The following is a 12,523-nucleotide window of genomic DNA, read 5'->3' on the forward strand; positions in this document are numbered from 1 at the left end:
CGTCGGGAGCCTCCGCGCGCGGCGGCGTCCGTCAGGGACGAGCTTGTCAGATGACCGGCGGACGGCCCAGCCGGGTGAGCCGCCACACCGTACGCCAGCGCATGGGGCGGCGGGGACCGCACGGCGTGGTCCAGCCCTCCCGGAAGCCGCCGAACCAGGCCCGCAGGGCCGGCCGCGAGGGGCGGCGCGCCAGCGTGAGCAGCAGCCAGACCCCGAGATAGACCGGGACCAGCAGGGCGGGGAGGTTGCGGCGGGCGAGCCAGACGCGGTTGCGGGCGACCATGCGGTGGTAGACCGCGTGCCGCGAGGGCGCGGTCGTCGGGTGGTACAGCACCATGTCGGACCGGTAGTCGATCATCCAGCCCGCGTCGAGGGCCCGCCAGGCCAGGTCGGTCTCCTCGTGCGCGTAGAAGAACGCGTCCGGGAGTCCGCCGACCTCCGCGAAGACCCGGGTGCGGACGGCGTTGGCGCCGCCGAGGAAGGTGGTGACCCGGGAGGAGCGCATCGGGTCCGAGGCGCGCAGCCGGGGCACGTGCCGGCGCTGGGTCTCGCCGGTCTCGGGATCGGCGATGCGGAAGCTGATGATGCCGAGCCGGGGGTCCGCGGCGAACGCCTGGCGGCACAGTTCGGCGGTGTCCTGGCGGGCGAGCAGGCCGTCGTCGTCCAGGAAGAGCAATATGTCGACATCGCGGCCACCGGGTCCGAACGCCTCTATGCCGACGTTGCGCCCGCCCGGGATGCCGAGGTTCTCGGGCAGCTCTATGGTGCGCACGCCCTCGGGCACGTCCGGGACGGGCGAGCCGTTGCCGACGACGACCACCTCGACCGGGTCGCCGTCCTGCCGGGCGACGGAGTCGAGCAGGGCCCGCAGCTCCTCGGGCCGGTTGCCCATGGTGATGACGACGGCGCCGACCTTCATGCCCGCGCTCACTTCAGCCTGCTGGAGGCGAGGATGGACACCAGGTGCAGCAGCGTCTGGAGCAGGGCGATGCCGGCGAGCACGGCCGTGCCGAGGCGGGTGAAGAACAGGTCGCCGCGGACCTGGTCCACGATCGCGAGGACGACGATGAGCAGCGCGGCCTCGATGCCGAGGATCAGCCGGTGGAACTTCAGGGCGGCGGCGGCCCGCCGGGCCAGCGCCATGCCGGAGGAGCGCGGCTCCGCGGCGGACTCCTGCACCGGGGGCTTGCCGGTCTGGTGCCGGGCGACGCCGACCAGGTCGGTCTCGGCCTTGATCAGGATGGCGCCGAGCGCGGCGAGCGTGCCGAGGAACGCCCACAGCCAGTCGATGCGGCCGGTGCCGAACAGGTCGGCGGCGCGCAGGCCGAGGCCGACCAGCACGGCCGCGTCGGTGAGGTAGGCGCCGACGCGGTCCAGGTAGACCCCGCCGAGCGAGTACTGCTGCTTCCAGCGGGCGATCTCGCCGTCGACGCAGTCCAGCAGCAGGTAGAGCTGGGTGGCGACCACGCCGAGCACGGCGCCCGTGATCCCCGGCACCAGCAGGGCCGGGGCCGCGAGCACACCGCAGACGGTCATCAGGTACGTGAGCTGGTTGGGCGTGACCCTGGTGTTGACCAGGTAGCGGTCGACGCGCAGGGACACCTCGCGCATGTAGAGGCGTCCCGCCCAGTGCTCACCGCTGCGCCGGTCCTTCACCCCCGCGGGGTGGACGACCGGACGGAGTTCAGCTACCGATGGCCTTGACATAGTCGGCGTAGTTGTCCTTGATCTGGTTCGTCTTGAGGTCGAGGTGTTCGAGGATCGTGTAGCGGCCGGGCCGGGTCTCCGGGGCGAACTCCACCGCGCGGACGAACTCGTCCGCCGTGAAGCCGATCTCCTCGGCGAGCACCGGGAGCCCGTGCCGGCGCAGCACCCCGGCCATGTACGCCGACTCCTCGTGGGCGCCGCGCAGGTACATCGCGAAGGCGGCGCCGAGGCCGCACTGCTCGCCGTGGGCGGCGGCACGCTGGGGGTAGAGCAGGTCGAAGGCGTGGTTGATCTCGTGGCAGGCGCCGGAGGACGGCCGGGAGTCGCCCGACACGGACATGGCGATGCCGGTGAGGACCAGCGCCTCGGCCAGGACCTGGAGGAAGGTGTCGTCGCCGACTCCGCCGGGGTGGCGCAGCACCGCCTCGCCGGCCTGCCGGGCCATGGCGGCGGCCAGGCCGTCGATCTTCTCTCCGTTGACCCGGGCCGCCAGCTCCCAGTCCGCCACGGCGGAGATGTTGGAGATGGCGTCGCCGATGCCGGAGCGGACGTACCGGACGGGTGCCTCGCGGATCACGTCGAGGTCGATGATGACGGCGATCGGGTTGGGCACGCCGTACGAGCCGCGGCCCGCGTCGTTGTCCAGGGTGGCGACCGGCGAGCACAGGCCGTCGTGGGCGAGGTTGGTGGCGACGGCGACCAGCGGCAGGCCGACCCGGGCCGCCGCGAACTTGGCGCAGTCGATGATCTTCCCGCCGCCGAGGCCGACGACCGCGTCGTAGTGGCCGGCCTTTATGTCGCCGGCCAGCCGCACCGCGTCGTCGATGGTGCCGCCGCCGACCTCGTACCAGCTCGCGCCGGGCAGCGAGGGCGCGATCCGGTCGCGCAGCCGGGCACCGGAGCCGCCGCTGACGGCGATGGCGAGCCGTCCCGACTGGGAGATGCGCTCGTCGGCGAGGACGCAGGCCAGGTCGTCCAGGGCACCCGGGCGGATGTCCACGACGACCGGCGAGGGGATCAGCCGGGTCAGTACTGGCACGCGATCTCCCGTCCACGGGCGAGATCGTCGTGGTTGTCGATCTCGACCCACTCGACCTCGCCGATCGGCGCCACGTCGATGCGGAAGCCCCGGTTCACCAGTTCCTGGTAGCCGTGCTCGTAGAACTGCTGCGGGTCGCTCTGCCAGACCGTCTTCAGCGCGTCGGCCAGGGCCGGCGCGGCGTCGCCCTCGATCAGGGTGACGCCGATGTACTCGCCGGTGGCCTCGGCCGGGTCCATCAGCTTGGTGATCCGCGTCATGCCCTTGCCGGGGTCGACGACGACCTTCATCTCCTCGTCGGCCAGGCTCTTCACCGTGTCCAGCGCGAGGATGATCTTCTTCCCGTCGCCGCGGGCGGCGAGCAGGGTCTTCTCGACGGAGACCGGGTGCACGGTGTCGCCGTTGGCGAGGATCACGCCGTCCTTGAGGGCGTCACGGCCGCACCACAGGGAGTAGGCGTTGTTCCACTCCTCGGCCTTGTCGTTGTCGATCAGGGTGAGCTTCAGGCCGTACGTCCGCTCCAGGGCCGCCTTGCGCTCGTACACGGCCTCCTTGCGGTAGCCGACGATGACCGCGGCCTCGGTCAGCCCGATCTCGGCGAAGTTGCCGAGCGTCAGGTCCAGGACCGTGGGTTCGCCCTCTATGCCCGCGGGCCCCACCGGCACCAGCGCCTTGGGCAGGGTGTCGGTGTAGGGGCGCAGACGCCGTCCGGCGCCGGCCGCCAGCACGAGGCCGATCATGCGGGTTCTCCTTCGTCGTGTACGGCGGGCGCCCCAGCGGACACCCAGAAGCGGATGCTCTCGACGAGCACCACCAGGGCGACGGCCACGGCGAGGACCGTGAGCGCGGCCTTGAACTGCGCGGCGGTGAGCACCGCGGCGAGGACGGTGACGAGCAGCGTCCGCCCCTCCTGCCCCCCGATGGCGCGCACCAGCCAGGCCGGGGGCGCTCCGGCGTCGCCGCGGATGCGGTACACCGTGTCGTAGTGATGGTAGGCGACGGCCGCCACCAGCCCGAAAGCCGCGGGCAGCGCTCCGTTCACCCCCGCTTGGGCCGCCAGGGCGAGGACGGTGCCGTACTCGGCGGCCCGCAGGACGGGCGGGACCAGCCAGTCGAGGGCGCCCTTGAGCGGGCGGGCGACGGCGAGGCCCGAGGTCAGGACGTAGACGAGGGCGCCGGCCACCGGGAGCGGCCCGCCGGGGGCGGCGAGGGCCGAGCAGGCCACGACCGCGGCGCCGCCCAGCAGGGCCACGGCGGGCACGGCGAGGCCGGGCAGACCGCGCCGGAACACCCGCCCGACGGCCCGCGCCAGCGGCCCGGAGTCGGCGAGGTCGGCGAGCGCCCGCGCGGCCCGGTCGGTGCGCCGGGCCCGGCGGGTCACCGAGCGCAGCACCCGGCCCGCGGTGGTGTAGGCCGCGGCGAAGGCGCAGCCGGCCAGCAGGACGTAGAAGGTGATCCGCGGGGTGGTGACCGCGGTGAGGACCGCGATCATCGCCCAGCGCTCGCCGATCGGCAGCACGATCATGCGGCGCAGCCAGACCGTCCAGCCGACGCTGTCCAGCTTGTCGGAGAGGGCGGCGGTGGGGCTGGTGTTGGCGGTGGCGTCGTGGTTGGCCTCGTTGAAGGAGAAGTCGACCACGTGCCGGCAGGTCTGCAGGACCATCGCGCCGAGGGCCAGCGCCCACACGTCGTCGCCGCCGCGGGCCGCGCCGAGGGCGAGGCCCGCGTAGTAGGCGTACTCCTTGGCCCGGTCGAAGGTGGCGTCGAGCCAGGCGCCGAGGGTGGAGTACTTCAGCGCGTAGCGGGCGAGCTGGCCGTCGGTGCAGTCCAGCACGAAGGAGGCGATCAGCAGCACGCCGGCCGCGACGAACCCGGCGCGGGTGCCGGTCGCCGCGCAGCCGGCCGCGATGAGCGCGGTGAGCAGCGAGGCCGTGGTGACCTGGTTCGGGGTCAGGCCGCGGCGGGCGCACCAGCGGGCGAGGTAGCGCGAGTAGGGGCTGATGAAGAAGGTGGTGAAGAAGCCGTCGCGGGACTTCACGGCCGACCGCAGGCGCACGGCCTCGTCGTCGACGGCGGCGACGGCCCGCCGGGCCTCGTCCAGGGCCGCCCGGTCGGCGGGCACGGTGGCGACCAGGCTGCCCAGCTCGGGCCGGTGCACCGCGTCGCCGCCGGCGTCCAGCGCGGTGGCGACGCGGTCGGCGAGGCTGTCCACGGCCAGCGCGGGGGCGCCGCCGCGCGCGGCGGCCGGGCCGCCGTCCGCGGCCAGGGCCCGGGTGAGCGCCTGCCGGGCGGCGGGCTGGGCGGTGACGGCGCCGGGTACGGCGGCGAGCGGGAAGCGCGGGTCGGTCAGGCCCAGGCGCAGCGCGTGCGGGTGGCCGACGAACCGGGCGTCGACCAGGGCCACGCGCCGGTCGGCCGGCACGGCCGCGAGCAGGCTCTCCGCCGCACCGGCGTCGGCGGCCACGCGCACATCGAAGCCGAGGGACCGCAGATCGTGCTCCAGTGACGATCCGGGGACCGGCTGACCGGTGACGATGGCGGTCGACAACCGAACTCACTCCCTGGGTGCCGGCGCGCGGGCGCCGGTCTGCTGCGTGGCGGGGCGCCCCGGCCTGCGGCACCCGGGCGGCATGTCGGCAGAGGCTATCGGATGGTCCGGAGCCCGTGTTCACCGGCCGTTCACGGTGCGGCCCACGAGGGCTGACCCGGCCTTTGCCGCGATCATCATGGGCGATCCGGGGCCCGGCCACAAACCCAAGGGGGCAGACCCGGGCAACCGGGACACGGGGCCGCTCCCGGCATAGGGTGGACGACCATGACGTGGCTGATCACCGGCGGAGCCGGATACATCGGGGCGCACGTGGCGCGGGCCATGGCGGACGCGGGCGAGCGCGTCGTGGCGCTGGACGACCTCTCGGCCGCCGTGCCGGAGCGGCTGCCGGCCGAGGTGCCGCTCGTGCGCGGCTCGACCCTGGACGGACCGCTGCTGAAGCGGGTCCTGGCGGAGTACGGCGTGACGGGCGTCGTCCATCTCGCGGCGCGCAAGCAGGTCGCGGAGTCGGTGGCCCGGCCCACCCGCTACTACCGGGAGAACGTGGGCGGCCTGGCCACCCTGCTGGAGGCGGTCGCGGAGGCGGGCGTGGGCCGGCTGGTGTTCTCCTCCTCGGCGGCGGTGTACGGCAACCCGGACGTGGACCTGATCACCGAGGACACCCCGTGCGCCCCGGTGAACCCGTACGGCGAGACCAAGCTGGCCGGCGAGTGGCTGGTGCGGGCGGCCGGACGGGCGCACGGGATCTCCACGGTCTGTCTGCGCTATTTCAACGTGGCGGGCGCGGCGGCGCCGGAGCTGGCGGACACCGGTGTGTTCAACATCGTGCCGATGGTCTTCGACCGGCTCACCCGCGGCGAGGCCCCGCGGATCTTCGGTGCCGACTACCCGACGCCGGACGGCACGTGCGTCCGTGACTACATCCATGTCGCCGATCTGGCCGAGGCCCACCTGGCGGCGGCGCGGCGGCTGGCCGCGGGGGAGGTCACCGGCGATCTGACGCTGAACGTCGGCCGCGGCGAGGGCGTCTCGGTGCGCGAGCTGATCGCGGTCGTCGGGGAGGTCACCGGGGACCGCCGGCCGCCCGTGGTGGAGGACCGCCGGCCGGGGGACGCGCCGCGCGCGGTGGCCTCCGCCGAGCGGGCCGCCGCGGAGCTGGGCTGGCGGGCCCGGCGCGGGGTGCGGGAGATGGTCGGTTCGGCCTGGGCCGGCTGGCTGCTGCACCAGGAGGGACAGCGGGTCTCCAGCTCCTGACCTGGGAAGTGTTTGCGCAGGTCACAGCATATGACAACGGTGTTCAGTGCCGCGTTGCCAATACCCCCCGCCCGTAGTTCACTGGCCTGTCGGAGCGGCACACGGAAGGCGGATGTCATGGGCGCAGGGCACGACCACGGGCACTCCCACGCGCCCGCCCCGGGTACGGCCACGGCGGCGTACCGGGGCCGGCTGCGTGTGGCGCTGGGCATCACGCTCATGGTCATGGTGGTCGAGATCGCCGGCGGTCTGGCGGCGGACTCGCTCGCGCTGATCGCGGACGCGGCGCACATGGCGACGGACGCGGTGGGCCTCGGCATGGCGCTGCTCGCGGTCCACTTCGCGAACCGCCCGGCGAGCACCAACCGCACCTTCGGCTACGCCCGCGCCGAGATCCTCGCGGCCCTCGCCAACTGTCTGCTGCTGCTCGGCGTCGGCGGTTACGTCCTGTACGAGGCGGTCCAGCGGTTCGTCGAGCCCGCGCAGACCCGCGGCGGCCTGATGATCGTGTTCGGTCTGGTCGGCCTGGTCGCGAACTCCGTCTCGCTGGCGCTGCTGATGCGCGGGCAGAAGGAGAGCCTGAACGTGCGCGGCGCCTTCCTGGAGGTCGCCGCGGACGCGCTCGGCTCGGTGGCGGTGCTGATCTCGGCGGTGGTGCTCCTGACCACCGGCTGGCAGCCGGCCGACCCGATCGCCTCGCTGGTCATCGGGCTGATGATCGTGCCGCGGACGCTGAAGCTGCTGCGCGAGACGCTGGACGTGCTGTTGGAGGCGGCTCCCAAGGGTGTCGACATGGCGCAGGTGCGGGCGCACATCCTGGCGCTGGACGGCGTGGAGGACGTCCACGACCTGCACGCCTGGACGATCACCTCGGGCATGCCGGTGCTGTCGGCGCACGTGGTGGTCAGCTCCGAGGTGCTGAACGCCATCGGGAACGAGAAGATGCTGCACGAGCTGCAGGGCTGCCTGGGCGACCACTTCGACGTGGAGCACTGCACCTTTCAGCTGGAGCCGGGCGGCCATGCGGAGCACGAGGCCCGGCTGTGCCACTGAGCGCCCGGGGCGGTGCGGGCCGCCCCCGGGCGGTTCCCGGCGGCGGGCGGCGGGCACGATGACCTACCGGGTCCGGCTCCCGGTGCCGCGCCGCGCGCGGGACGCGCGGGACGTGCCCGGGGCGCCGGACCCGTACGGCAGACTTGGGGTGCTAGGACCGAAGCGAAGGATGCGTATGCCGATCACACCTGCCACCGCGACGCACAGTCCGTCGGAGGGCCCCGCAGAGGCGATTTTGCTGGAACTGGTCGACGAGAAGGGTGTGACGATCGGTACGGCGGAGAAGCTCTCCGCCCACCAGCCGCCGGGCCGGCTGCACCGGGCGTTCTCGGTGTTCCTCTTCGACGAGCGGGGCCGGCTGCTGCTCCAGCAGCGGGCACTGGGCAAGTACCACTCCCCCGGTGTGTGGTCCAACACCTGCTGCGGACACCCGTACCCGGGCGAGGCGCCGTTCGCGGCGGCGGCCCGGCGCACCCACGAGGAGCTGGGTGTCTCCCCGTCGCTGCTGGCGGAGGCCGGCACGGTCCGCTACAACCATCCCGACCCCGCCTCGGGCCTGGTGGAGCAGGAGTTCAACCACCTGTTCGTCGGCCTGGTGCAGGCGCCGCTCGCGCCGGACGACCAGGAGGTCGCCGCGACCGGCTTCGTGACGGCGGCCGAGCTGGCGGAGCGGCACGCCCGGGACCCGTTCTCGGCCTGGTTCATGACCGTGCTGGACGCGGCCCGGCCGGCGATCAGGGAACTGACGGGCCCGGCCGCCGGCTGGTGATCCGTCCCGGTCGCCTCACGGCAGCGCCGCGGGCTTGAGCGGCAGGGCGGCCCAGATCACCTTGCCGCCGCTCGCGGTGTGCTCCATGTCGACCACCCCGCCCGCCTCCCGGGCCACCTCGCGGACCAGGAGCAGCCCCCGGCCGCCGGTCTGCCCGTGGTCGGCCTCCAGGGCGGTCGGCCGGTAGGGGTGGTCGTCCTCCACCGACACCCGCACCCAGTCGGCCCCGACGGCCACCTCCACGGCCAGCACCGGCGACAGCAGCGCCGCGTGCCGTACCGCGTTGGTGACCAGTTCGGAGACGATCAGCAGCAGCCCGTGCACCAGGTCGTCGGAGACCGGCACGCCCTGGCGCAGCAGCAGGTCCTTCACCGCGTGCCGGGCGTGCGGGACCGAGGCGTCCACCGCCGCCGCGGTGAACCGCCAGACGCCCTCGTACGGCAGGGGGTCCGGCGGCCGTTCGCCGCGCCCCGCCGGGCACGGGCCCTCCCCGTACCCGTGGTTGTCCCTCGTCCGGTCGCCGTCCTCGCGCTCGATTGTCACCACACGCCGAGTGTTGGCAACGGTGTGCTCCCGCCCGGTCACCTGAACAGAAGTCAGCGGGTATCGAACGGTTTCTGACCGGGTGCGCTTGACCTGGTCGCCGACGGGACTGTTCCTGTTTCCCCCACGCCGGTTCGCGAACTAGTCGGGTTGTACGGGTTTGCCCGGTCGCGCGGTGTGCTCCGCCCGCGGCGGCGCGGACCGCCTCGGCTACGATCCGCCGCATGGAGCCCCAGCTTTCGCACCGGATCGCCGACTCCGTCGCCACCGTGGTGATCCGCAACCCCGCCAAGCGCAACGCCATGACGGCGCCGATGTGGCGGGCCCTGCCCCCGCTGCTGGACACCCTGGCGCGCGATCCGGAGGTACGGGCGCTGGTCCTCACCGGCGAGGGCGGCACTTTCTGCGCGGGCGCCGACATCGCCACGCTCCAGGGCTCGCCCGAGGAGGCGCAGGGCCTCGCGGTGGCGGCCGAGGAGGCGCTGGCCGCGTTCCCCAAGCCGGCCGTCGCCGTGGTGCGCGGGCACTGTGTGGGCGGCGGGGCGCAGCTCGCGGCGGCCTGCGATCTGCGGCTGGCGGAGGAGGGCGCGCTGTTCGGGGTGACCCCGGCGCGGCTCGGCATCGTCTACCCGGCCTCCTCGACCCGCCGGCTGGTGTCCCTGGTCGGCCCGGCCACCGCCAAGTACCTTCTTTTCACAGCCGAGTTGATCGATGCCGGGCGGGCGCTGCGGACCGGTCTGGTGGACGAGGTGCTGCCCGCGGACGCGCTGGACGGGCGGGTCGCGGAGCTGACCCGGGTGCTGGTGTCCCGCTCGCAGCTCACCCAGGCCGCCGCGAAGGAGTTCGCGGCCGGCCGCACCGACCGGGACGCCCACTGGACCGCGCGGGCCCGCGGTGGCGGCGACACGGCGGAAGGGGTCGCCGCGTTCCTGGAGCGCCGCCGGCCGCAGTTCACCTGGAGCGTGACCGCGCCCGACTGAGGTGTCCGGGCCCCGGCGGGGCGCCCTGATCCCGGTTGTCGGTGTCACCTGCCACAATTGCCGCGCAACCTCAGTGGAGAAGGCGGTACGGGATCGTGACGACACCCGGGTCCCTCGGAACAGGGTCCATCGAAGGCAGGATCGCCGAGGAGCTAGGCGTACGGGAGCGGCAGGTGAAGGCCGCCGTGGAACTGCTCGACAGCGGCTCCACCGTGCCCTTCATCGCTCGCTACCGCAAGGAAGCGACCGAGATGCTCGACGACGCGCAACTGCGCACGCTCGAGGAGAGGCTGCGGTACCTGCGGGAACTGGAGGAGCGCCGGAGCGCGATCCTGGAGTCGGTGCGGGAGCAGGGCAAGCTCACCGAGGAGCTGGAGGCGCGGATCCGGGGCGCCGAGACCAAGGCGCGGCTGGAGGACGTCTACCTCCCGTACAAGCCCAAGCGGCGCACCAAGGCGCAGATCGCGCGCGAGGCGGGTCTGGAGCCGCTGGCGGACGGGCTGCTGGGCGATCCGGCGGTCGACCCGCTCGCGGCCGCCGCCGCGTTCGTGGCCCCGGACCGGGGCGTGGCCGATCCGCAGGCCGCGCTGGAGGGCGCGCGGGCCATCCTCACCGAGCGGTTCTCCGAGGACGCCGACCTGATCGGCGAGCTGCGCGAGCGCATGTGGGTGCGCGGGCGGCTCGCCGCGACGGTGCGGGAGGGCAAGGAGGAGGCGGGCGCGAAGTTCGCCGACTACTTCGACTTCGCCGAGCCGTTCACGGACCTGCCCTCGCACCGGATCCTGGCGCTGCTGCGCGGGGAGAAGGAAGAGGTCCTGGACCTCGTCCTGGAGCCGGAGGAGCCCACCGAGGGCCCCTCGTCGTACGAGGGCGTGATCGCCTCGCGGTTCGGGATCGCCGGCCGGGGCCGGCCGGCCGACAAGTGGCTGGCGGACACGGTCCGCTGGGCCTGGCGCACCCGCATCCTGGTGCACCTCGGCATCGACCTGCGGCTGCGGCTGCGCACGGCCGCCGAGGACGAGGCGGTGAACGTGTTCGCGGCGAACCTGCGGGACCTGCTGCTGGCCGCCCCGGCCGGCACCCGCGCGACGCTCGGTCTGGACCCGGGGTTCCGGACGGGGGTGAAGGTCGCCGTGGTCGACGCCACCGGCAAGGTCGTCGCCACCGACGTCATCCATCCGCATGTGCCGGCCAACAAGTGGGACCAGGCGATCGCCACGCTGGCGCGGCTGGCGAAGGAGCACGCGGTCGAGCTGATCGCGATCGGCAACGGCACGGCGTCCCGGGAGACCGACAAGCTGGCCGCCGACCTCCTGGCGCGGCACCCGGAGCTGAAGCTCACCAAGGTGATGGTGTCCGAGGCGGGCGCGTCGGTGTACTCGGCGTCGGTGTACGCCTCGCGCGAGCTGCCGGACCTGGACGTGTCGCTGCGCGGCGCGGTCTCCATCGCCCGGCGGCTGCAGGACCCGCTGGCGGAGCTGGTGAAGATCGACCCGAAGTCCATCGGCGTCGGGCAGTACCAGCACGACCTGTCCGAGGTGAAGCTGTCCCGCTCGCTGGACGCGGTCGTCGAGGACTGTGTGAACGGCGTCGGCGTGGACGTCAACACCGCCTCCGTGCCGCTGCTGTCCCGGGTGTCGGGCGTCTCCGCCGGGCTCGCCGAGAACATCGTGGCGCACCGGGACGCCCACGGCCCCTTCACCTCCCGCGCGGAGCTGAAGAAGGTCGCGCGGCTCGGCCCGAAGGCGTACGAGCAGTGCGCGGGCTTCCTGCGCATCCGCGACGGCGTGGACCCGCTGGACGCCTCCAGCGTGCACCCCGAGGCGTATCCGGTGGTGCGCCGCATGGTGAAGACCACGGGCCAGGAGGTGGCGTCCCTGGTCGGGAACACCGGTGTGCTGCGTTCGCTGCGGCCGGCCGACTTCGTGGACGACACCTTCGGTCTGCCGACCGTCACGGACATCCTCAAGGAGCTGGAGAAGCCGGGCCGCGACCCGCGTCCGGCGTTCAAGACGGCCACCTTCAAGGAGGGCGTGGAGAAGATCTCCGACCTGGCCGCCGGGATGGTGCTGGAGGGCGTGGTGACGAACGTGGCCGCGTTCGGCGCGTTCGTGGACGTCGGTGTCCACCAGGACGGTCTGGTGCACGTGTCGGCGATGTCGAAGTCGTTCGTCAAGGACCCGCGCGACGTGGTCAAGCCCGGTGACATCGTCAAGGTGAAGGTCCTGGACGTGGACATCCCGCGCAAGCGGATCGCGCTGACCCTGCGGCTGGACGACGAGGCGGCCCCGCAGGGCCAGGGCGGCGGCCGGCCGCAGCGTGGCGGTGCCCGTCCGCCCCAGCAGCGGCAGGGCGGCGGCCAGGGACAGCCCCAGGAGCAGGGTCAGCGGCAGGGCCGGGGCGACGGCGGCCAGGGGCAGCGGCAGGGCGGCCAGCGCCAGACCCAGGGTCAGGGCCGCCCCCAGGGTCAGGGCCACCCCCAGGGTCAGGGCCACCCCCAGGGCCAAGGGCAGCGGCAGGGCCGGGGCGGCGGTGACCGGGGCGGGCGGCAGGCGCCGGCGCCGGCCAACAGCGCGATGGCGGACGCGCTGCGCCGCGCGGGTCTGCTGAACCCGAAGAAGAGCTGA

General features: G+C 73.7%; 11 protein-coding genes. 5 read left to right on the forward strand and 6 right to left on the reverse strand.

The features are described 5' to 3' along the window. Positions 1 to 46: 46 nt before the first annotated feature. The 5 genes from ACZ4SV_RS08015 to ACZ4SV_RS08035 are packed head-to-tail and all read right to left on the reverse strand — an operon-like array spanning position 47 to position 5,294. Positions 47 to 919 (reverse strand): glycosyltransferase family 2 protein, encoded by an 873-nt coding sequence (locus ACZ4SV_RS08015; RefSeq protein ID WP_365882845.1) that lies wholly within the window; start codon positions 917 to 919, stop codon positions 47 to 49. Positions 920 to 927: 8 nt separating this feature from the next. Then, positions 928 to 1,707 carry a CDP-alcohol phosphatidyltransferase family protein gene (locus ACZ4SV_RS08020; protein WP_365882837.1) on the reverse strand — a complete coding sequence of 260 codons (780 nt, stop codon included), beginning with the start codon at positions 1,705 to 1,707 and terminating at the stop codon, positions 928 to 930. Further along, positions 1,685 to 2,746, reverse strand: a complete 1,062-nt coding sequence (locus ACZ4SV_RS08025; protein ID WP_397935556.1) for an iron-containing alcohol dehydrogenase family protein — start codon at positions 2,744 to 2,746, stop codon at positions 1,685 to 1,687. The genes ACZ4SV_RS08020 and ACZ4SV_RS08025 overlap by 23 nt, the downstream gene beginning before the upstream one ends. Beyond that, the gene (locus ACZ4SV_RS08030; protein WP_397935557.1) at positions 2,734 to 3,486 is read right to left on the reverse strand and encodes a phosphocholine cytidylyltransferase family protein; all 753 of its coding nucleotides are present in this window, start codon (positions 3,484 to 3,486) and stop codon (positions 2,734 to 2,736) included. Before ACZ4SV_RS08030 ends, ACZ4SV_RS08025 begins: the two co-directional genes overlap by 13 nt. Continuing rightward, on the reverse strand, positions 3,483 to 5,294 hold the full coding sequence (locus ACZ4SV_RS08035) for a DUF5941 domain-containing protein (RefSeq protein ID WP_468002374.1): 1,812 nt from the start codon (positions 5,292 to 5,294) through the stop codon (positions 3,483 to 3,485). The genes ACZ4SV_RS08030 and ACZ4SV_RS08035 overlap by 4 nt, the downstream gene beginning before the upstream one ends. A gap of 267 nt (positions 5,295 to 5,561) precedes the next feature. On the opposite strand from ACZ4SV_RS08035, the gene galE reads away from it, so the two are divergent. From galE to idi, 3 genes are all read left to right on the forward strand, one after another. Further along, complete coding sequence (galE, locus tag ACZ4SV_RS08040; RefSeq protein ID WP_365881410.1) at positions 5,562 to 6,551, forward strand: UDP-glucose 4-epimerase GalE; 990 nt, start codon at positions 5,562 to 5,564, stop codon at positions 6,549 to 6,551. Between the two features lie 117 nt (positions 6,552 to 6,668). After that, positions 6,669 to 7,604, forward strand: a complete 936-nt coding sequence (locus tag ACZ4SV_RS08045; RefSeq protein WP_365881412.1) for a cation diffusion facilitator family transporter — start codon at positions 6,669 to 6,671, stop codon at positions 7,602 to 7,604. A gap of 175 nt (positions 7,605 to 7,779) precedes the next feature. Then, positions 7,780 to 8,373 carry an isopentenyl-diphosphate Delta-isomerase gene (idi, locus tag ACZ4SV_RS08050; RefSeq protein WP_468002377.1) on the forward strand — a complete coding sequence of 198 codons (594 nt, stop codon included), beginning with the start codon at positions 7,780 to 7,782 and terminating at the stop codon, positions 8,371 to 8,373. Between the two features lie 15 nt (positions 8,374 to 8,388). Here idi and ACZ4SV_RS08055 read toward each other — a convergent pair whose 3' ends face one another. Continuing rightward, on the reverse strand, positions 8,389 to 8,919 hold the full coding sequence (locus tag ACZ4SV_RS08055; protein WP_468002379.1) for an ATP-binding protein: 531 nt from the start codon (positions 8,917 to 8,919) through the stop codon (positions 8,389 to 8,391). Between the two features lie 221 nt (positions 8,920 to 9,140). Here ACZ4SV_RS08055 and ACZ4SV_RS08060 point away from each other — a divergent pair, with 221 nt between their 5' ends. Together ACZ4SV_RS08060 and ACZ4SV_RS08065 are read left to right on the forward strand one after the other, a co-directional pair. After that, entirely contained in the window at positions 9,141 to 9,896 is a 756-nt protein-coding gene (locus tag ACZ4SV_RS08060) for an enoyl-CoA hydratase/isomerase family protein (RefSeq protein WP_468002381.1), read from the forward strand. A gap of 95 nt (positions 9,897 to 9,991) precedes the next feature. Then, positions 9,992 to 12,523: a Tex family protein gene (locus tag ACZ4SV_RS08065; protein WP_468002383.1), complete on the forward strand. Its 2,532-nt coding sequence runs from the start codon at positions 9,992 to 9,994 to the stop codon at positions 12,521 to 12,523.

Source organism: Streptomyces sp. NPDC027672 (assembly GCF_055566335.1).